This is a genomic window from Arthrobacter sp. FW306-05-C (assembly GCF_021801725.1).
Taxonomy (GTDB): Bacteria; Actinomycetota; Actinomycetes; order Actinomycetales; family Micrococcaceae; genus Arthrobacter.
Map to the genome: position 1 here is coordinate 1999349 of NZ_CP084556.1, position 20851 is coordinate 2020199.

Consider the following 20851-nt stretch of genomic DNA (forward strand, 5'->3'; position numbering starts at 1 on the left):
TGAAAATTTCTAATTTTGAAGACGGGCCTTCGTCGCCCTGTTTCAGATGGCTTTGCCGGGGTTGAGTATCCCTGCCGGATCGATGACGTCCTTGATTGCCTGCTGAAGGGAGCGGGACGTTTCGCCGATTTCCTCCCCGACCCATTCCCGTTTCAGCAGCCCCACCCCGTGTTCGCCTGTCAGGGTTCCGCCCAGTCGCTGGGCGAGGTGGAACATTTCCCCGAGCGCGGCCTTTGCAGGGCCCTCGGTTATGGGCTCGTGAGGGTCGACGACGAGCATGGGGTGCAGGTTCCCGTCAGCTGCGTGGGCGACGCTGAAGATCCGCACCCCGGTACGGGACGCAATGTCCTCGAGTCCGGCGAAGGCATCGGCGAGCCGGTCCCGCGGAACGGCGATGTCACCGATCGATACGCGCCCGAGCTTTTCCAGGGCCGGGATGGCGTCGCGCCGGGCCTTGACCAGGGCTGCGGCCTCAGCGGCATCGGCGGCGCGGTGGACCGACGTGGCGAATGGACTGATCGCCTGGACGATCTCGTCGAGCTCGAGGTGGGCACCGTAGCCATCTGTCTGGGCGAGGAGGAAGGCACCGCCGAGCTCGCGGTGCCTGGTGCCCTCAGCCAGGTCGACGGCTTCAAGGGTGGGGCCGTCCATCAGTTCCAGGATCGAGGGCTGGATGCGTGCAGCAGTGATGGCGGAGGCAGCGCGGCCGGCTGCCTCGATGTCGGCGAAGTAGGCGGCGAGGGTCTCCGTCCGCACGGGCCTCGGCCGCAGGCGAAGGGTGGCCTCTACCACCACGCCCAGGGTTCCCTCCGAGCCGATGAAGAGGGCGTTGAGGTCATAGCCGGTGACGCCCTTGATCGTCTTCCTGCCCGTGCGCAGGATTCGCCCGTCTGCCAGGACAATGGTCAGCCCAAGTACCGATTCACGGGTCACTCCGTACTTCGCGCACCACATGCCCCCCGCGTTCGTGGCAATGTTTCCGCCAATGGAGCATATTGCGGTGCTCGCCGGGTCGGGTGCATAGAAGAGCCCGTGCCGGGCGGCCGCGGCATTGACCTCGGCGTTGAGCACTCCAGGTTCGACGACGGCAATCATTTCCACCGGGTCGATGGACAGAATACGGTTCATGCGGGAGACGTCGAGCACGATCTCGCCCGCACGCGCGCTGGCCCCTGCGGCCAGGCCGGTCCCTGCTCCGCGCGGGACTACGGGGACCTGCGCGGCGTGGGCGAGGCGCAGCAATTCGACGACGTCGTCAACGCTTTGGGCGATAACCACCCCGTCCGGAACTGTGGTGGGGACGTAGCCGGAGCGGTCCGTGGCCGCAGCTTGGCGCGCCTCGGCATCCGTGGTCGCCCGTGGGTGCGCTGCCAGCACGGCAGCAGTGGGCGAGGGGCTGGCCGCTGCGTGCGGAGCGGGGGTCGAGGCTGTCTTAACGGTCATGATGGGCCTTCCGGTCGTTATGCAGGGGATGGAATTGGTGCCGTGCGGTTGCTCACGGCACCATCCATGCGAGGACGTTGGTCTGGAGCAGGACTAGGACGGTAAGGAGTGCCAGCAGGCCGATGCTCCAGCCCAGGAGCCGGCGGAACAGCGTGCTTTCGAGCCCTTCGATCCCGACGGCGGCCGCGGCCACGGCGAGGTTCTGCAGGGAGAGCATCTTGCCCAGGACGCCGGCGGAGGAGTTGGTGGCGGCCATCAGCACCGGCGAGAGGCCGGCATGCGAGGCAGCAGTCACTTGGAGCTGTCCGAACAATGAGTTCGACGAGGTGTCCGAGCCGGTGAGCGCAACGCCGATCCAGCCCAGCACTGGAGAGAGCACTGCGAAGAGCCCGCCGGTCGAGGCGAGGGCGACGCCGAGGGTTGCGGTTTCACCCGAGAGGTTCATGACGAACGAAAGGGCCAGCACGGAGCATACGGTCAAGATCGTCCACCGGAGCATGGCCAGCGTTTTGATGTAGATCTTCACGCCTGCACCGAATGGAATCCGGTAAAGGGCGAGCGTGATAAGACCAGAGATGAGCAGGAGCGTCCCGGTGGCCTTGAGGTGGTCGAAACGCATGGTCTGCGACGAGACCGGCTTGCCGTTCTCGCCGAGGACGTCGAGCCCCGGCCAGCTGAACGAAAAGCCGCCGGCGGCAGTCAGCCAGGACTTGACCGCCGGTATCTGGGAGACGGAGAACACCGCGATGATGATGAGGTAGGGCGCTACCGCCATCCAGATCTCCCGGGGCAAGGGGCGGGTGGAAACACCCTGTTCCACCGCTGACCCTCGAGGTAGTTGGCCGGGCCGTCCCGTTCCACCGGCCGTGCCGCCGTCGACCACTGACGCTCCTGCCCGCCCGGCCACGGCCGCCGTCCCAGCGCCCAGCGCGCTGAATTCGGGTTCCCCCTCCACGGCCGCAGAATCGGCCGTCATTGTCTGGGCGGGCTTCCACACCCGGAGCAGAAGCAGGACAGCTGCGATGGCAAAGATACCGGCGAGGACGTCCGTGAGTTCGACAGTGAAGTAGTTCGAGGTAAGGAACTGAGCGATAGCGAATACTGTTCCCCCGACAACTGCGGCGGGCCACGTCTGGCGGACGCCGCGTTTACCGTCCACGATGAACACCAGCAGAAGCGGGACAATGAGCGCCAGGAACGGAGTCTGCCGGCCGGCCATGGACGAAACGGTTGCAAGCGGGATTCCGGTGACGCCACTGAGGGCGATCACGGGAGAGCCCATGGCGCCGAAGGCCACGGGTGCGGTGTTGGCCAGGAGCGAGACGGCTGCGGACTTGAGGGGCCTCATACCCGCTGCCATCAGCATGCCCGAAGTGATCGCCACGGGCGCGCCGAACCCTGCCAGGGCCTCCAGAAGCGCGCCGAAGCAGAATGCGATCAGGATTGTCAGGATGCGAAGGTCGCTTGAAACGGACCGGATTGTCGCTCCCAGCACTTCAAACCACCGGGTTTCAGTTGTGAGCTTATAGACCCACAAGGCGTTGATCAGGATCCACAGGATCGGGAAAAAGCCATAGAAAGCACCCTCGGCAGTCGCGCTGAGGGCTTGGCCGACGGGCATCCGCCATACGGTGACAGCCAGCACGATGGAAAGGGCGAGGCTCGCAACAGCAGCCTTCCAGGCCTTGGTCCTGAAAACGCCGAGAAGGATGAACAGAAGGATGAGCGGAAGGGCCGCGAGTACTGCCCCAAGGACCAGCGATCCCAGAGGATCGACAACCTGGTGGAACGTTGTCACAAAAGACTCCTTTGTCTGCAACAAAAATGAAAGAGGGTTTCCGCTAAATGGAAAGTGGGAGGCGCGGTTTGAATACTATGCCCCACGTCACAATGCGGTCAATGGTTTTTTGGTGTGGTTCATCCACAGTGGTACGTCCACATGGGCCCACGCGCCTTGGCTGTCTGCCAGTGGCAAATAGGAAACCCCCTACTGCTTAAGTGAAGTAGCCAACGCGACAAGGTAGTGGCCGCTTGTAGCCATCGCGCCAAAGTTCATCGGCCCTGTCGTGGCTTTGCTACAAAAAGGCCTTGGGCGGTGCTAAGTAGCCTTCTTCGGAGAAGGCCGCCGCCAAGGACCACAGGAGGAACCATGAGCCAACCGACGACACGAACCTCGGCAGCCAGCCGCCCCGCCGAGGCAGGGCCGGGAAGGCCGCGTCGGTTGGGGGACGCTCAGTCTCTGGCCCTTATTTCTGTGTTCGCCGCCTTAATCGCAGCCTCTGCGATCGTCCCGGGCATCCCCGTGGGAGGTTTCGGGGTGCCTATCACGCTGCAGACTCTGGCTATCATGGTGACCGGCCTCGTCCTTGGCGGGTCGCGTGCCGTCGCCGCGGTAGCGCTATACCTCCTTCTTGCATTCGTTGGGCTGCCGATCTTCTCGGGCGGCCGAGCGAGCCTGCAGGTCCTCGCTGGCGGATCCGCCGGCTACATAGTGGGGTTCCTCCTCGCGGCCTTTCTCGTTGGCATCGCTGCGGAGCAAGTCATCCGGCGCCTCCCAGCCAGGCGGCGCGGCCTATGGTTCTTCCTCGCCAGCATCGTGGTGACTGTTGTCGCATCGCACATGCCAGGCGTGCTCGGCATGATGGTGAACCTCAAACTGTCGTGGCAGGCTGCCTTCGCCAGTGATCTGATCTTCTACCCGGGCGATATTGTGAAGGACGCCGTAGCATCCGTTGCGGCCGTGGCTGTGCACAGGGCCTTCCCTGACATCCTTGTCCGCCGCGTGAAGTACGCGAGGCCGGCGCTATGAAAGTTTTCGGCAGAACCGTAGACGACCAAACCCGCTGCATTCACTACCGCACCGACGTGGATGTGATAGCCATAAAGTTCAAGTGCTGTCTTCGGTACTATCCCTGCCACCTCTGCCATGAGGAAGAGGCAGGTCACAAGCCCCAAACATGGCCAAGGGAGCTGTGGTCAGAGTCAGCAGTCCTGTGCGGCGTCTGCAAATGCGAGATGTCCATCCACGCTTATCTGGCAACCACATCGTGCCCAAACTGCGCGGCTCGCCTGAACGAAAGGTGCGCCGCCCACTCCCACCTTTACTTCCAGACCATGTGACGGAGGCCATCTGATGGATCCTTCCCGGGCCAAGTCCATTGTGGAGCCGCGGGAATCTTCAACAGGAGATTTTCTCAAGCCGCAAGAGTTACGGAAATGAGAAGGAGTGGCCTTTCGTCAGCCTTTTGTCGACCTGGCATTCAGTCACTCATGGGCATGCCTCTGCGTGGTGCCAACCACTGTGAAACTGGCCTTTTCATTGGAACGCATAGCCTGCCGGTTGGCACTTAGATTGTTGCAGGGCTCAGGACCAGTCCTTACGCGTTGTAGCTTCACCCCGGGTGGGCCGTCCTCGCCGGATTTTCCCGGCAGGGATGCCCGGCCAAGCCCGCCCCTCGTTGTACTTGCGTTGCAGTCGCTTGACTTCCTCCATCGTCGCGGCGACCACCAGGTCAGAGAGCGAGGCATACCCTTCTCCCGGCCCGGCAGCCTCAAGTGCCGCCCGCACCTGCGCAGCCTGGACATCAGTGAAATATGGGTTGATGTGAGCAGCGGGTCTCGCCTTTGAAGATTCGCGTCCTTCCGGCTTGGTCATCAGGACGGGATTGGGGTTGGGCTGGCGTGTCCTCTGCCTTTTCTCAGAACGGTGGGGAACCTGCGTGACCGGCGTGTATTGGAGGGCACGTATCGCTTTCCTTACTTTCTCCCGAGTACCGGGGATGACAATCTCGGGGTGGTTGAGGACATTGGAAACGGTAGCCACTGAGACGCCAGCTTCGAAGGCCACATCTACCATGCGTGCTCTGGTCTGCAATTGGTCTCCCGTGTGAGTTCTTGATTGAGAGCGGCCGTAGGACGGTCGTCTGCGGCGGGCCCAACGCTCGCGAACCCGCCTATGGCGCCAGTATCCAAGCAGCCGGCCGGGGAGGAGGCCGAATGACCGGCACTCCTCCCGGTGCTCCAGCCAGTTAGTTCTTGGTTTCCTGCTTGAGGGGTTCGGTGAGGACGCGCACGTCCCAGGCTTTGAGCTCAATCTTGGTGAGGTTGGTCTTTTCCGCATCGAGTAGGTCATCCAAGGCGGCCGGCGCCGCAACCGTGACAGGTTCCCAGCCCCAGTTGTGCACGAAGTGCAGGCGGCCGCCGTCGGCATTTGTCGCCGAGTGAACAGTGACGGTCTCGGGCAGGTCTTCCCACCCCACGTTGTGATCCGGTGTCAACCAGCGAATCAGGTCTGCTGCAAGTTCCGGGTTCGGTAGCGTGCCGACGCTGGTGATCCTTCCGGCCCCCGCCGCCGCCGTGGTGATGGCGGGGTAGCGGCCGAACTGCGGGTGGAGGTAGCTGGCAAGGGCAGTGCCGCCGTCGTGCTGCTCAAGGTAGTCGATCCAGCGGGTCGCGAGGCTTCCCGGCGAGAGCTGGAATCCATATGCTGCCTTCAGTTCAAGCGGGCGGGCGAGCTGCGAGAATTCCTGGTAGCTGACCCCTGCTTGTTCAGCGAGGCGGGAGGGTTTGGTTTCGAGCCGGGCGCGCGCTTCGTGATCGGCGTATGCGGTTCGCATGCCCAGAACGAGGTGTCCACCGGCTTCCGCGTAGACCCGCAGCCAGTCCAGCAGTCCGTCATCGGCTATGTACAGGCCGGCGGCAATCAGGACGGGCAGGTCCTTGGCCACTTGGGCAGGGTCGAGGCCCTGCCCTTCAGTGCCAATGATCTGGCGGTCGTGCAGGATGCGGACCGGGGCTCCTGCATGGAAGGCACCCTGGTAGAAGGCTTCGAAGATTTTTTGGTAGGAGCGTTCGTCTCCCGTCATGGGGGCCTCGGACAGGAAGCAGGGCTGGCCGGCCAGGCCCCACTTGGAGTCGTTTGAGTAGATCATGCCGATGGTTGCATCCGGTGTGAGGCCGACCAAGGCTTTGTCGGCAGTTTTAAGTTCAGCTCCCAGTTGGGCCAGTTCGCGGTACACGCGTCCGGGCTTCTGGTCGTGCGGGAGGACCCCGACCCAGTATGTTTCGGTGCCGTAGTGGTTGGTGGCCCAATGCCAGTATTCGATCATCTCGGCGCCGCGGGAGATGAAAGCGTAGGCAGCCTGGCGCCACTGGCCATCAAACGCCGGGTACTGCATTGCTGATCCGCCGATGGCTCCCGCATTGGTCTCGGTGACCAGGAACGGGGCCTGCTTGGACGAGTACATGCGGTCACCGCTTTGGAAGAGCGTCCAGGCGCCGCTCGTCGCCCACCCCTGGGGCGTGCTGTTCGACGGCGGAATGGCGAAAGCATCCTGCATGGCGTAGTAGGGGTTACCTGCCGTGACGTCAAAAGCCCGGGTCATGTCCTGATCGTGCTGTGAGGGCCGGTCGTAGGCGATGCAGGTGGTCACGAACTGTTCCGGGGTAGCGTACTCCCTGACGATGGCGGTCTGCCATTGCAGGAATTCGGTGGTGAGCCGGGCCTGGAAGCGGCGCCAAGCGAGGTCGTATTGCGGCTGGGCGTTGTTGTCCGGTGTCCAGAGGTCAGCCCACGTGGAGAGCTGATGGGACCAGTAGACGAGGCCCCATTCCTTGTTGAGGTTCTCCACCGTTCCGTACTGGTGCCGGAGCTCGTCCGTGAAGCGCTGGAAGACGCCGCGGTTATGGAACGCGAGCAGGCCCGGCTCGTTATCGACCTGGTAGCCGATAACGGCCGGGTGCGTCGCGAAGCGTTGGACAATTTTGCGGATGATGCGTTCGGCGTGGAATTTGAAAGCGGGGTGGGTGTAGTCCACTTCCTGCCGCGCCCCCCAGCCTAGTGGGTGGCCGGTCTTTGGCTCTCCAGCGATCTCGGGGTAGCGTCGGGCAAGCCACATTGGAATGGCGTAGGTCGGGGTGCCAAGGATCACGGAGATGCCGCGTTCGCGGGCCCCGTTTAGGACAGGGGTCATCCATTCCAGGTCGAATTTGCCGTCCTCTGGCTCCCACTGGGACCAGGTGGATTCACCGACACGGATCACGGTCATGTTGGCCGCTGCCATGAGATCGAGATCCTGCTCGAGGCGGGGGGAGGGCTGGTATTCGTGGTAATAAGCTGCGCCGAAGAGCACTTTGCGAGGTCGTTCAGACATGAATTGTTACTTTCGTTTAGGGAAGGGGTAGGTCAGGCCTTGACGGCACCGGTGCCGAGGCCGGACTGCCAGTAGCGCTGGAGGAACAGGAACGCGGCCATGAGGGGGAGCACTGAGACCAGTGACCCGGTGATGACCGTGGAGAACAGAGCCTGGGATCCGGAACCTGCCGCCGATGCTGCCTGCCATTGGGCAAGGCCAACGGGAAGCGGGAACAGTTCAGGACTGTTGAGCATGATCAGGGGCAGGAAGTAGTTGTTCCACGACGCCACTAGCGCGAAGAGCAATACCGTGATGGATCCGGGTACGAGGAGCCGGAGAACGATCTGGAAGAAGATACGCATTTCACCTGCGCCGTCGACCCGTGCTGCTTCGATGAGTGAGTCCGGGACAGCATCGGCAGCGTAGACCCTCATCAGGTACACACCGAATGGGCTCACCAGCGAGGGTAGGATCACTGCCCAGGGGGTGTTGGTCAGGTTCGCTCCCGCGAAGAGCAGGTAGGTCGGGATGGCAAGGGCCGTCATCGGGATCATCACTGCGCCCAGCACGATGGTAAACATTGCGTTCCCACCGGGGAACCTGTATTTGGCGAAGGCGTAGCCGGCAGCGGTGGCCAGCGCTGATGCCCCTAGACCGCTGACGACGGCGTAGATGAGGCTGTTGACCATCCAGTGGATGAAGACGCCGTTCTGGAAGGTGAAGACACTGTTCAGGTTCTCGGCGAGGCTCATGTGGGAGAACCAGAGACCGAAACTGCTGAACAAATCCTCGTTTGCCTTGGTGGAGGCAACTACGAGCCAGAAGATGGGCAGGAGGAAATAGACCAGGCACAGCAGCATGGCGACGGTAAGGAGCGTGCTGCGGCCTGATCGTTTGCGCCGAGGTGGAGTCGTGGTCTGGTTTCGTGTTGTGAGGCGGTCAGCAGTTGTGGCGGTCACGATGCCATCTCCTTTCTGTTCGTGGTCAACTGGACTCCGTAGCTGACGGCCATGATTACGATCCCGAGCAGGAAAGCGATAGCGGCAGCGTAATTGGCATCCTGATTGACGAAGGACAGCTGAAAGGCGTACATGTTCGGCGTGTAATCCTGACCAATGGCTGCTGGGGCGATAACCCGCAGGAGGTTCGGTTCATTGAAGAGCTGGAACGATCCGATGACTGAGAAGATCGTGGTCAGCAGCAAGGCGCCCTTGATGGCGGGTATCTTGATCGACCACGCCACTCTGAACTCGCTGGCGCCGTCGACCCTTGCCGCTTCGTACAGTTCGGCGGGTATGGACCTGAGGGCCGCGTACATGACGATCATGTTGTAGCCGACGAATCCCCAGGTCACGATGTTCATGATCGAGAAGAGGACGTTGCCCCCGGCAAGGAAGTCCGGCGCTGGAAGCCCGAGGGACTTGGCAAGTTGCGCGAACGGGCCGAAGTCTTTCCCGTACAGGTAACCCCACATCAATGTGGCGATGACGCTGGGAATCGCGTACGGCAGGAACACCCCGAGACGGATGAACTTTTGCAGGCGCAGCATGCCGCTGTCCAGGATGAGGGCGAACAGCAGTGACAGGCCGAGCATGACCGGTACCTGGATGACAAGGAACAGGGCCATACGCCCCACCCCACCCAGGAAAGACGGGTCGGTCAGGGCACGCGAGTAGTTGTCCATGCCGACAAAGGAGACGCCGCCGATGAGTTGCTTCTTGAACAAGGAGAGATAGCCGGCATACACGAGAGGTATGGCGATCATCAATGCGAAGGCGACCATAAACGGAAGGGACAAAGTATAGGCCGCCACGTGCTGGCGTCGGCGCGCGATGTTCGCGGGTTTCCTGCCTGAGGCCTGTGGTGCTTGCGGGGTGCGAGTCTCAGCTTGCAACGGTGAAGCCCTGTCCCTTGGCGTATTGCACCAGGTCATCCTGCCAGGCGGACAACGCAGCATTGAGGTCACCGCGGTCGCCGATGGCTTTGCCCATGGTCTTGTCGTAGCTGCTGGCGGCGTAGTCGTTGAAGGGCAGGAATTGGAAGCCCTCCTGGACGGTCGAGGCGATGTCGGTGAACTGCTGGTTGACCTTCTGGCCTCCGTAGAAGCTTGCTGTGGCGTCAGCGAAGGCAGGGTTTTTGAGCGTTTTCGTCGACGGCGGGAAGAGGAATTGTTCGTTGGCCAGGGTCAGTGCCGCCTTTTCATCGGTGTTGATGAAACGGGCCAGCATGGCGGCGGCAATGGGATTCTCGCTGGACTTGAGGACCGCGTCCGTGGAACCGCCGTAGTTGCCGCTGGCCGGCTTGGACGGATCCCACTGCGGCAATGGTGCCGCGCGCCATTTGCCAGCCGTGCTCTTCGCTGTTCCCTGCAAGAAGACCGGACCCCAGGCACCGGTCAGCCATGCCGCGTACTTTCCGTTGTTCAAGCCCTGATACCAGGCGTCGGCGAAGTCGGGTTCGTTACCAATGTTCCCTGAACGGAAGAGATCGTTCCAGAAGGCGGTAACCTTCTTGCACGCCGCGTCGCCTGTGAGGTTGATCTTGACATTCTTGGTCCCGTCGTAGGAGAAGGGCCGGCCGCCGGCCTGCCAGAATAGACCCAGCATGTTTGCCTCAGAGCTGGGGGCCCAGTTGACGAGCATGCTTGCTGAGTTCTTGCCCCGATAGTTTGAAACTGCGGCGGCGAACTCGTCCCACGTCTTGGGGACGGTGATTCCGGCGGTTGTGAACAGGTCTTCGCGGTAGAGCATGCCCATCGGGCCCGTGTCCTGTGGAACGCCGTAGATACCCTTGCCACCTGGCGTTACCCCGTCCCAAACCCAAGCCGGGTAGTCGGACTTCAGGTCGGCTAGGCCATACGGGGTCAGGTCCAGGAGGTTGTCCGTAAGGGTGAATGAAGGCAGTTTGTCAAACTCCATCTGCACCACGTCTGGGGCACCTTTTCCCGCCTGGATTGCCGCGCGGAGCTTTTGGTAGTGGGCGCCACCCTGGCCGACGTTCACGACCTCGACTTTCACGGCCGGGTACTTGGCTTGGAACATGTCCACTTCTTTCTGGATATCGGGCACCCACGTCCAGAAAGTCAGCTTCGTGTCCTTCTTCATCGCTGCATCAACGTCAGACTGGGAAACGGGGGAGGGGGCACCGCCTGACGCGGAGGACGTCCCGCCGCTGCAGGCAGTAAGAGCGCTAACACTCAGGGCAGCCAAAGGGAACGCGGCCAGGATGGAGCGACGTGAAATATCTCGTGACATGGCTTCTGCTTTCTATTGGGACGGTGATAAGGGTGCGGCAGCTGGCCCGTAAGGTCGGCGCGCCGCTGCGCCGGGGAACGTGGGTGGTGTTCGTTTTTACGGGAGTTGGAGAAGCTGATCAGTCAGCCGGATTGCCCAGGCAAGGTGCAGTGGATGCCCGCACGATCAGCTCAGTGGGAAGGTGAATGCTGGTGTTTTCCGCGGAGCGTCCTTCGATTAGATGAATCAGCTCGCCGACGGAACGTTCCGCGACGGAGGAAAAATCTTGGCGCACCGTCGTGAGTGGAACCATTTGGTAGGCGGCCTCAGGGACGTCGTCGAAGCCGATCACTGACATGTCATCCGGTACGCAGATGCCTTTCTCTGTGAAGGCGCGGATAGCGCCCATCGCCATGTGGTCATTGGCGATGACAATGGCAGTCGCCGAGCTTCGATCGAGCGTCAGCGTCGCTTCATACCCGGACTTGGGTGACCAGTCACCTTCAAGGAGGGGGCCGGGGTCGAGTCGCAGGTCCTCCAGTTCTTGCAGCCATCCGTCGCGACGCCGGGCGGCAGAGTCCCAGGTCAACGGGCCGGCGAGGTGTGCAATGCGACGATGCCCGGAGTTGTAGAGATAACGCACCGCGGCTCTCGTGCCGGCCACCTGGTCCGAGTCGACCAATACGTGTTTCACTGAGTCGCTTGCAATAGGACTGGTGCTGACTAGAGGCATGTCGACCAGGGACGACGATGCCAGATTCAGAATCCCCGCTACGCCGGAAACGATCACGCCCTCCACGCCACGCACGCCCAAGTAGCGAATCGCCTCTTCAAGCTCCGCCTCAGACGCCTCCCTGACGGTGGTGAGCGTCAAGCCGTACCCGGCCTTCCAGGCGGCCTGCTCCAGGCTGAAGAGTCCCGCTGTCGGACCGTACAGCGAACTCGCCGTCGCGATGAGGCCGATCTGGTGCGTGCGCTGCGTGACTAGGGCACGCGCTGCTGCGTTCGGGCGATATCCCAACGCTGCGACTGAACGCATAACCTGCTCCCGGACTTGTGGCCGGACGTTCGCTTCATTGTTCACAACCCGGGACACCGTCTTGGCCGAGACACCCGCATGGGCGGCGACATCAGCCAGTCGCGGCAGCGCGGGTTTTGAAACTTCTTGCGGACCTGTTTTGACAGCGCTGTCATCCATGGAGTGATCTAACTCTCTTACTGACAGCGCTGTCAATGACTTTTAATGCCTTCGTGATCAATCTGTTACCGAAGATCTACGTCTAGGTTCGGAGCGGCGGAAGTTCGAGTGCCCTCGGGTCTCGCCCCACCTCGACGCCCCGGCATCGTCCCGGAGGAAAGTGAACAGCACCATTTGGCATTGCTCCCAATCAGCTAGCGGTGCAAGGAAGCGTTCATGCGCCACGTCGCTCTGCAGCTTCTCGCTCGCCGCTCCGACAACGGGCAGAACGGGGACCTGTGGCGTGCCTATGAATCTAGGTATCCCAGCTTTCCGGCATAAGCAGGGGGCGAGTGTCGAACTTTGGCTGTAAGAGTCGGATTTCGCCCTGCCAGCTCCGGTATGGGCGTACAGTAAACCAAGTCCTGCTAGCGAAAGCTTGGCGGTGACCTACTCATGCAGCAGGTATGGGACCGATCCCCTTGGTTGAGAAAGCCCCTGCTGTGCGTGTGCGTCTGCACTTATGGCGCGTGCATCCCGGGGGTCACACCATCCTGTGATCCTCCGCTGTGAGCGTGCGGAACGCGGGGATGATGCTGGGCAACACGGAGCCCCGTCGACCTGAAGTGTCGTTTGGCCGCCACCTGGCCATCGTTAAGTCCTAATCCACTCACCACCGTAACTGTGACGGCAGGAGCTGCAATCCGTCCATCGTGGACAGGGGTCTGCCGGTGCGATTGCCATACGCAAAAACGGAAAGCATGAGCTGACGGGAAATCATCGCCGCGCCATTCCGGACCAAGCCCCGGGACCGGCGCGCGAGGGCAATGCCATCATCAAATGCGCGGGCAACGGCGCTGATTTGCACGGGCGCGCTCGTCCACATGAGACGTACTGCTGCATCTGCTGCTGCCAGCACAACCCAAGAGAAAGACCAACGGAATGACCCTGCCTGAAGACTGGACGTGCAAGCACTGCGGCAACATGGTGCTGTACCGCATCGACCATAAGCCAACCTGCATCCACTACCCACATCCGCACACCGAACCCCGTGGGCTGAACTGATGATCGGCCGCCGGACTAAATGCACTGGGCCTCCGTCGAACCTCCAGTCCGGCGCACTGGTGGCCGTCTCGGGCGACGGGCAGTCGCTCGTTGTCGAGGCCGGCACGGTGCCCCTGGCGGCCTAAGCCGTCGCCGGAGCGGCCGGCGGCAGATGCGGACCCTGCCGTCGTCCAGCGCGACGAGCGTCAAAGACGCCGACACCGCCACGCCCTATCCGCCGCCTGCCATAAGCGGTAGCAGTGGGACTGTACATATGCTTGGGTGGGCAATGAATCTGCCGCGCCTGCGGAAGAGTCCTCTTGCTTTGGTGAGCTCCATCGGGGGTTGACGACGCTCAAGCGCCGACAGGATATGGAACGCAGGAGGTTCGGCTTGGCTGTAGCACTTGCACCGCGGTTAGACATGGAGATCCGTCCGTACCTGGACTCACTGGGCTTGCCGGGAATCATTGACCTGCATGTGCATTTCATGCCTTCCCAGGTACTGGAAAAGGTGTGGGCGTTCTTTGACCGTGTGGCGGACAGCGGCGCTCCCGCCTGGCCCATCACCTACCGGGCGTCCGAAGAGGAACGGGTGCGGATTCTGCGGGACATGGGGGTGAAGGCTTTCACCACCCTGAATTATGCGCACCGCCCCGGTATGGCGCAGTGGCTCAATGACTACTCGGCAGCATTCGCCTTGAGCCACGCTGACGCCATCCACTCCGCGACGTTTTACCCAGAGCCAGACGTGGAAAACGTCGTCAGGCAAAGCCTGAAACAAGGCGCGCGGATCTTCAAGGTCCACATCCAGGTGGGTGGTTTCTCACCCCTGGACCCTCAGCTTGCACCGGCCTGGAAGCTCATCGAGGACTCTGCTGCGCCGGTCGTCATTCACTGCGGCAACGGTCCGCACGCCGGGGAATACACCGGACTTGAACCTATCCGGGAACTCATCAGGAGATATCCCGCACTGGTGCTCATCATCGCCCACGCAGGCCTGCCGGAGTACCGGGAGTTCGCCGAGCTTGCCGCAAACAATCCCCATGTCTACCTCGACACCACTATGGTGGGCACCTCTTACATGGAACAGGTCGCCCCGATCCCGCCCGGCTATGTGGACATCCTTGCTGGGCTATCCCACAAAGTCGTCTTCGGGACGGATTTCCCCTCGATTCCCTATTCCTACAGCCACCAGATTCAGGTACTCGAAAGCTGGGGACTCGGAAGCCGATGGATGAAGAATGCCCTCTGGCACACGCCGCGGGCACTCCTGCGGCTGGACCAGCTGCCTTAACGCTGTTCCGATCGAGCAGCGGGAATTGGGAACCCAGGAGTGCGCCACCCCTGCTGGTGCGGCCTTCTACCGCGTATCTACGGGTTACATACTGATGCTGTGAATAGGCAGAGAAACAATTGAATGTCATAACTGAGTCTGAGGCCACGGGATGGATCCATCGGTATGTCCAGGCATGGAGGACCAACCGGCTGGATGACATTGCCACCGTTTATGCCCGCGACGCGGAATTCCACGAACGCCCCTACGAGACCGATTGGAATGGCTTGGACGAGATTGCCGCGGGCTGGAAGATGCGGGCGGGGTGGGCTGGGACAGGGTCTTGGACCTTCGGGTGGAAGCTGCTGCACCTAACAGGGGACACCTTTGCTGGGCAGGGGACCGGGACCTATCCCGCTCTCGGAACCTTCGACAATCTCTGGGTGGTAACCCTGGACGCGGAGGGAAGAGCAACGGCGCATTGGCAGTGGAACAACCAGGTCACTCCCGGCGCGCTCCCAGGCTGAGGGCTTCTGCGCCATCGGCGTTTCCATAACTGCTGCACTGCCGGAATTTGTTCCGGCAGTGCAGCAGGGGCGGCAACAGGCGTCCGTGGCTTTCTTGGGAAGCCGCTGGAGCGGCCCTATCCTCCCGCGCTTGGCCCGCAACTGCCGGGCAAGGATGCGAGGAGTGCCAGGGCGTCTGCACTGACGCTCCCTGATTCAGGGGATCCCACCAGGAGCTGTTGTCCTGGCGCGTCCTGGACATGGAACGTCTGGTAGTTGAGTTTCACCGGACCTACACGGGGGTGGTGGAACACTTTGTAAGCCCTCCCGAGTCCGGCGACGGTCTGGCTCTGCCACAGGTCGCGGAAGTTGGTTGAGAAGTGGAGCATGTCCTGGACGAGTGGCTCTATGACCTGGGCGTGGGCGCTGTGACCTGCGTTGAGCCGCAGCGCGTGGACTGTTGCCGGTGCCACCGCGGCCCAATCAAAGATGGTGTCTGCTAACGGGTGGGTGAACAGAATCCGGACCATGTTGCGCATGCCGCCGAAGGGGTCCAGAAGCGCTGAGGCGATGTGGTTGGCTGCCAGGATGTCGAAGGCCGGACCCAGGACGTACGCTGCGGCCGCGGGAAACTGATCCAGGAGCTGCACAAGCTGGGGGGCGACCTGACCCTGTGTATTGTCCCGTGGGGCGATGTCAGGTGAGAGCCTGGCAATCCTGTACAGGTGGCTTCGCTCGTCCAGGCTCAGCTGCAGGGCGCGCGCGATGGCATCAATGACTTGGGCGGAGGGGTTTCGTTCGCGGCCTTGTTCGATTCTGGCGTAGTAGTCGGCGCTGACCCCTGCCAGCACGGCTAGTTCCTCCCGGCGCAACCCCGGTACTCTGCGTGGGCCGGTTATAGGAAAGCCTGCGGCGGCCAGGCTTGCCCGCCCTCTACAGGCCCGAAGGAAATTGCCCAGTGCGTTGTCTTTCGCCATATCCATTTCCTGGTTTCAGAAGTGGCTGGTGGGCCTGGCATCGCCAGGCCCACCAGCAGTCAACTCGATTTATTGCTGTGTCTCGGTCAAAATGTCGGGACAGAGGGGCTACTGCTGACGGGTCGGCCGGACGACGAGCTCATTGATGTCGACGTTTGCCGGCTGGGCGATGGCAAAGGCGATAACGTCCGCCACGGCAGAAGCGGGAATCCCGAACTGTTCAGCTGCGGCATGGGCAGCTGCTTGGACTTCGGGGTTGCCGCCCTGGTCCGTTAGTTCAGTCTGAGTGAAGCCGGGCGAAACCACGGTCACGCGCACGTCTGTGTTCTCCTGTCGGAGCCCTTCGGAGAACGCCCGTACAGCGTATTTGGTTGCGCAATAGATGGCTGCGGTCGGATCAACGCGCATCCCGGCGACGGAGGCGACATTGATGATGTGGCCGGTGCGGCGGGAGCGCATGCCGGGTAAAGCACTTGCCACGCCATGAAGTACGCCGCGCAGATTCACGTCAATCATGGAGTTCCACTCTTCGATGCGCAGATCATGCACGGGGGACAGCGGCATGATGCCGGCGTTGTTCACAAGAACGTCGACCGGGCCAAAGCGCTCTTCGGCGGCTTTCACGAAATCCTTGAAGTCGGCAAGGTCTGTTACGTCGAGTCGGCGGTACCCTGCCTCGCTTCCATCGCGCTGGATGTCTGCCACGAGGGTGCGTAGTGAATTTTCGCGTCGCGCGCCGAGGAATACCCTGTGGCCCTGGGCCGCCAGGGTGCGGGCAGTCGCTGCCCCGATGCCGCTGCTGGCACCTGTGACGATGATGTTCTTTTGGTTTTCATGGTTCATGTTTCGATACTCATTCACGTGAGGATGCGGGAGAAGGACAGGTCTGCCTGGGAGTGCCGCACCCTGTCAGTACCTCCCCATGGGTTCATGGCTGCTCACGGCAAGAATCAGTCTGCCCGTGACGGTCCGTGCTTCCATCCGTGCGTGCGCCTCGGCAGCTTCTTCCAACGGAAGCACGTTCACGGGGAGGGTGAGCTGGCCGCCTGCGATGAGAGGCAGGACCGCTCGTCCGGCGGCCGCCCCGCGTTCGGGGTTTTCGGACAGGGCCAGCCCGGCGCTGAAGCCCAGGATGCCGATGTTGCTGCGCCAGATCCTGTTGGTGTCGACCATGGTGCCGGCGTCCTGTGCGGCGCTGCCGACAACAAGCATGCGTGCATGCTGTGCCATGACGTCCAGCGTGGCGAGGCGCTGCTCTCCTCCGACGGGGTCAATAACGAGATCGAAGGTTTCGTCGTTGAGGGCGCCGGGAAATTCGTCGGAGACAATGACACGGTCCAGCCCGAGAGACATAGCAGCTTTAGCCTTGTCCTTGGTGCGGACGGTACCTACTACCCGGCTGGCTCCGAGCATTCGGGCGACGGCGGGAAACGCGGAGGCGAGGCCGCCAACGACGCCGTGGACCAGCACGCGGGATCCGGCACGGATGTTGCCGAGCTCGGTCAGTGCCATGTAGGCGGTTGCGGCGTTGCCAAGTCCCGCAACAACCTGGACCGGATCAGCGCCGGATCCTTCGAGTGAGACGACCAGCGCGGCCGGCGCCGCTACGACTTCTGCGTATCCTCCGCTGTGCGGAAGTGTCACCGTTGCCACCTGCTCACCGATTGACAGGCCGGTAACCCCTTCTCCGAGGGCGCGGACCGTCCCGGTGACTTCGAGTCCCGGTACATAGGAGGGCTTCGGGACGTAGTCGAGGTCGGCGAAAGTTCCTCGGCGGATGATGGCATCGATGAGGCCGACGGCCGCGTACTGGACATCAATGGTTATTTCCCCCGCGGCCGGCTCGGGCGTAGGAAGGTGGACTTCCTGAATGACTTCGGGGCCGCCATAGGCCGTGGTCGACATGCTCTTCATTGTGGTTGTCCTATCGGTGTTGGTTAGCGCGGGCATCACTTAGACGTGCTCCGGCACGGCGCGCAATGACAGCAGGTTCCTGTAGTCCTGCGCCAGGTCCTGCAGCTGTTCGTCCGTCAGGTCCCGTACGCCGTGAAGGATGAAGGGGTTCAGCCATTGCATTCCGAGTCGGCGGGCTGTGGCCTGCAGCGGGATGAGGATGTCGTTGTAATCCCACCCGTGAAAGCCGTCCGGAGAGTAAGCCTCGCCGGCACCGCCTGTGCTGGTGGCAACCCGGAGTGTCTTGCCCGCGAGGGCTCCGGGTGCCCCGGTGCCGTAGGCCCAGCCCCGGACGAGCACCTCATCGAGCCAGGTTTTGAGGAATGCCGGGGGCGCGTACCAGTGGGTTGGGTATTGCAGGACGATGTTCCCAGCCGCTTGCACCGCGGCCCTCTCCGCAGCGAGGTCGATGTGGCCGTCCGGGTACAGGCGTCTGAGGTCGTGCACAGTAAGATCCGGTGCATCCTCAAGCGCAGTTGCCAGAGCCTTGTTGATACGGGAGGTGGAAAGGTCGGGATGGTCCAGAAGGATCAGCGTCCTGTGGCGTACAGGTGTCATAGGGGTGGTTCCGTTTCATTGAGGGGCAAGCCGCAGGAGGGCGTGTATAGCGTCCGTTCCACGCCCTCCTGTGGGGTGGCAGGGCTTGGCTACTTGTCCAGGAAGCGGAGCAGGATTTCGTTGATCTCGCCACTGTGCGTCCAGAGCATGCCGTGCGGGGCGCCTTGGATCTCCACATATTCAGCGGATGGAAGCCGCTTGGTAAATTCCCGGCCTGTTGCGTCGATTGGCAGGATGTGGTCCGCCGTTCCGTGGACAATCAGGGCCGGGACGGTGATCTTCTCGACGTCGGCACGGAAGTCCGTCAGCCATGAGTCGACGACGGCGAAGGAGGCGTACCAGGAAGAGCCGACCGCAACGTTCCATGCGCTGTGCAGGGCCTCCTCGCTGAGACGGCTTCCAAGGTAGGTGTCTGTGTTGAAGAAATCCTTGTAGAAATCGGCGAACCAGGCGTAGCGGTCGTCGATGGCGGCATTGCGGATGCTGTCGAACACCGAGGAAGGAACGCCGGTGGCGTTGTCCTGGGTTTGCAGGAGGAACGGTTCGAGGGACGCAAGGAAGGCTGCCTTGGCTATCCGTGCTTCACCGTAGGTGCCGATGTACCGTCCAACTTCGCCCGTGCCCATCGAGAAGCCCGCCAGGACGACCTCCTGCAGGTCCAGGGTTTCGAGGATGGTGTTGAGGTCGGCTGCGAAGGTGTCGTAGTCGTAGCCGGTGGTCGGTTTGCTTGACTTGCCGAAGCCCCGGCGGTCGTAGGTGATGACGCGGTAGCCGGCGTTCAGGAGGGCCGCGCTTTGCCTCTCCCATGACCCACCATCCAGTGGGTAGCCATGGATCAGGACAACCGGCTGTCCGGTGCCGTGGTCCTCGTAGTAAAGCTCGACGTCTGTGCTGTTTTCCGTACCGACTTTGATGAAACCCATGGTTCTGTTTCTTTTCTTGAGGGGAGAACGGATGTTCTCCAGTTGTCTGCACACCGAATTGAGGATGTGGCTTTGGTGGGGACTGGCTGTCTGGTTCGGCGAGGGCGCGCTGCCGGAGCAGATGCCTCACCGAACCTTCAGACCGGTTACCGGTCCCGAACGGGTGCTTTTTCGGCCAGTTCCGTCCGGGTCACCGGATGGCCATCGATGGACTCGTAGAGACTTTTGGAACGGGCGAGGCCGTCCATTAGGCTGGCCGGTCCCCGGAAGGGAAGCCCTCCGATGTGCCAACCGTCGGTGTGCAGTTCTTCGATGAGGACCCAGACGCACCTCACGGAAAGCTTCGGATCCTTCGAACTGCACCATCACGTCGGTCAGCGCTGCCGCCATACGGTGCTTTTCGTCTTCGGTGAAGACCCCGTCCACGAGCTTGACGTTTACGAAGGGCATGGCCTGCTCCTTTGGTTGCGGGTGCTCCGGATTGCCCCGGTGAGTCCAGCATCGTCCATGGAAAGAGCCAGCGGACCCGCTGATTCCGTCAGGAAACCCACAAATAGCGTCAGGCTGTTGAAGTTACGCGGGGAGGTGTCCGGCGCCGTCGTGCCGCGGCATAAGGCGCTCGAGATACAGGGAGGGACTCATTCCGACTTTCTGCGTGAACACGCGCCTCAAGGTCTCTGCACTTCCGAATCCTGTTGCGGCTGCAGTTGCGGCAACAGTGGCTCCGCGTTGGAGCATTGCCTGCGCGGCTTCGATCCGTACCTTTTCGACATACCGGGCCGGACTGGTCCCGGTTGCCTCTTGGAACCTGCGGGTAAGGCTGCTGGCGCTGAGATTTGTCATTGCGGCCATGGCGTCTATCGAGTAATCGGCGGCTGGCTCAGCTGTGATTTGATCCAACAGTTTCCTTAGGACGTGGTCCCGGGAAGAGCTCGCGCCGACGGCCACCGAACGCTGTGATTGGCCGCCGGGCCGTTGGTTGAATATGACCATTTGCCGGACGACGGCGCGGGCTACGTCCGGACCATAGTCGTCCTCAACCATGAACAACGCCAAGTCCACGCCGGAACTGATGCCAGCGGAAGTTATGATCGGATCATCCTGCACAAACAAGGCATCCGGGACCACGTTTACCAAGGGAAACGACTTTGTGAACCGCTCGACCTGGGTCCAGTGAGTTGTCGCGTTCCGGTAGTTCAACAACCCCGCGTGCGCCAGGAGAAAAGCGCCAGTGCAAACAGATGCGATCCTTCTGGCATCGTTCGTCAGATGGGAAACGGCATCGACCAGTTCCTGCTCGAAAGGCTTGGCCACCATGCCGTAGGCCCCAGGAACGAGAACCGTGTCGAGCGCACCTGCCCGTCCGGCTGTGGTTTCCACCATTAGATAGTGCCCGTTTGCAGCCCGTTTGGCTTGGCCGTCCGCTGAAACCATAACTGTCTTATAGTCGGCTCCAAAGGCATTGGCATGATGGAACACGTCGGCTGGCCCGGCGATGTCCATCATCGTGACGTTGTCGTGGACCAGGAACCCGATGGTCCTGCCTCGTTCACTCACTTGTCTCAGCAGTCCTCGCATCCGGCGTTGCCCACGCCTCCAGGCACTCGTTTGGGCGCCTTTCCCATCAT

Annotated in this window: 18 protein-coding genes; 4 read left to right on the forward strand and 14 right to left on the reverse strand. The window is 61.9% G+C overall.

Features of this window, described 5'->3' with window-relative positions:
- Positions 1–42: 42 nt before the first annotated feature.
- Positions 43–1443, reverse strand: a complete 1401-nt coding sequence (locus LFT44_RS09220; protein WP_236802434.1) for an FAD-binding oxidoreductase — start codon at positions 1441–1443, stop codon at positions 43–45.
- A gap of 52 nt (positions 1444–1495) precedes the next feature.
- On the reverse strand, positions 1496–3241 hold the full coding sequence (locus LFT44_RS09225; RefSeq protein WP_236802436.1) for an L-lactate permease: 1746 nt from the start codon (positions 3239–3241) through the stop codon (positions 1496–1498).
- A 351-nt stretch (positions 3242–3592) separates the two neighbouring features.
- Here LFT44_RS09225 and LFT44_RS09230 point away from each other — a divergent pair, with 351 nt between their 5' ends.
- Positions 3593–4252 carry a biotin transporter BioY gene (locus LFT44_RS09230; RefSeq protein WP_236802438.1) on the forward strand — a complete coding sequence of 220 codons (660 nt, stop codon included), beginning with the start codon at positions 3593–3595 and terminating at the stop codon, positions 4250–4252.
- Positions 4249–4563 (forward strand): CHY zinc finger protein, encoded by a 315-nt coding sequence (locus LFT44_RS09235; protein WP_236802439.1) that lies wholly within the window; start codon positions 4249–4251, stop codon positions 4561–4563. Before LFT44_RS09230 ends, LFT44_RS09235 begins: the two co-directional genes overlap by 4 nt.
- A gap of 244 nt (positions 4564–4807) precedes the next feature.
- On the opposite strand, the gene LFT44_RS22070 is transcribed toward LFT44_RS09235, so the two are convergent.
- From LFT44_RS22070 to LFT44_RS09270, 6 genes are all read right to left on the reverse strand, one after another.
- On the reverse strand, positions 4808–5266 hold the full coding sequence (locus LFT44_RS22070; RefSeq protein ID WP_336885642.1) for a ParB family protein: 459 nt from the start codon (positions 5264–5266) through the stop codon (positions 4808–4810).
- Positions 5267–5471: 205 nt separating this feature from the next.
- The gene (locus LFT44_RS09250) at positions 5472–7595 is read right to left on the reverse strand and encodes a beta-galactosidase (protein WP_236802441.1); all 2124 of its coding nucleotides are present in this window, start codon (positions 7593–7595) and stop codon (positions 5472–5474) included.
- Positions 7596–7627: 32 nt separating this feature from the next.
- A complete protein-coding gene (locus LFT44_RS09255; protein ID WP_236802442.1) occupies positions 7628–8536 on the reverse strand; it encodes a carbohydrate ABC transporter permease in 909 nt (302 codons plus the stop codon).
- Positions 8533–9360: a carbohydrate ABC transporter permease gene (locus LFT44_RS09260; RefSeq protein ID WP_236802444.1), complete on the reverse strand. Its 828-nt coding sequence runs from the start codon at positions 9358–9360 to the stop codon at positions 8533–8535. Before LFT44_RS09260 ends, LFT44_RS09255 begins: the two co-directional genes overlap by 4 nt.
- 100 nt (positions 9361–9460) lie before the next feature.
- A complete protein-coding gene (locus LFT44_RS09265) occupies positions 9461–10681 on the reverse strand; it encodes an ABC transporter substrate-binding protein (protein WP_236802446.1) in 1221 nt (406 codons plus the stop codon).
- Positions 10682–10949: 268 nt separating this feature from the next.
- Positions 10950–12008: a LacI family DNA-binding transcriptional regulator gene (locus tag LFT44_RS09270; protein ID WP_236802447.1), complete on the reverse strand. Its 1059-nt coding sequence runs from the start codon at positions 12006–12008 to the stop codon at positions 10950–10952.
- Between the two features lie 1416 nt (positions 12009–13424).
- Here LFT44_RS09270 and LFT44_RS09275 point away from each other — a divergent pair.
- Positions 13425–14327, forward strand: a complete 903-nt coding sequence (locus tag LFT44_RS09275; RefSeq protein ID WP_236802449.1) for an amidohydrolase family protein — start codon at positions 13425–13427, stop codon at positions 14325–14327.
- A gap of 119 nt (positions 14328–14446) precedes the next feature.
- The gene (locus LFT44_RS09280; RefSeq protein ID WP_236802451.1) at positions 14447–14833 is read left to right on the forward strand and encodes a nuclear transport factor 2 family protein; all 387 of its coding nucleotides are present in this window, start codon (positions 14447–14449) and stop codon (positions 14831–14833) included.
- A 116-nt stretch (positions 14834–14949) separates the two neighbouring features.
- Here the strand turns inward: LFT44_RS09280 and LFT44_RS09285 are convergent, their stop codons facing one another.
- From LFT44_RS09285 to LFT44_RS09310, 6 genes are all read right to left on the reverse strand, one after another.
- A complete protein-coding gene (locus LFT44_RS09285) occupies positions 14950–15795 on the reverse strand; it encodes a helix-turn-helix transcriptional regulator (protein ID WP_336885643.1) in 846 nt (281 codons plus the stop codon).
- A gap of 102 nt (positions 15796–15897) precedes the next feature.
- Complete coding sequence (locus LFT44_RS09290; RefSeq protein ID WP_236802454.1) at positions 15898–16632, reverse strand: SDR family oxidoreductase; 735 nt, start codon at positions 16630–16632, stop codon at positions 15898–15900.
- A 66-nt stretch (positions 16633–16698) separates the two neighbouring features.
- Positions 16699–17703 (reverse strand): quinone oxidoreductase family protein, encoded by a 1005-nt coding sequence (locus LFT44_RS09295; protein ID WP_236802456.1) that lies wholly within the window; start codon positions 17701–17703, stop codon positions 16699–16701.
- A 39-nt stretch (positions 17704–17742) separates the two neighbouring features.
- Positions 17743–18300 (reverse strand): NAD(P)H-dependent oxidoreductase, encoded by a 558-nt coding sequence (locus tag LFT44_RS09300; RefSeq protein ID WP_236802458.1) that lies wholly within the window; start codon positions 18298–18300, stop codon positions 17743–17745.
- A gap of 89 nt (positions 18301–18389) precedes the next feature.
- Positions 18390–19223: an alpha/beta fold hydrolase gene (locus LFT44_RS09305; protein WP_236802460.1), complete on the reverse strand. Its 834-nt coding sequence runs from the start codon at positions 19221–19223 to the stop codon at positions 18390–18392.
- A 573-nt stretch (positions 19224–19796) separates the two neighbouring features.
- A complete protein-coding gene (locus LFT44_RS09310) occupies positions 19797–20729 on the reverse strand; it encodes a GlxA family transcriptional regulator (protein ID WP_236802461.1) in 933 nt (310 codons plus the stop codon).
- Positions 20730–20851 lie beyond the last annotated feature (122 nt).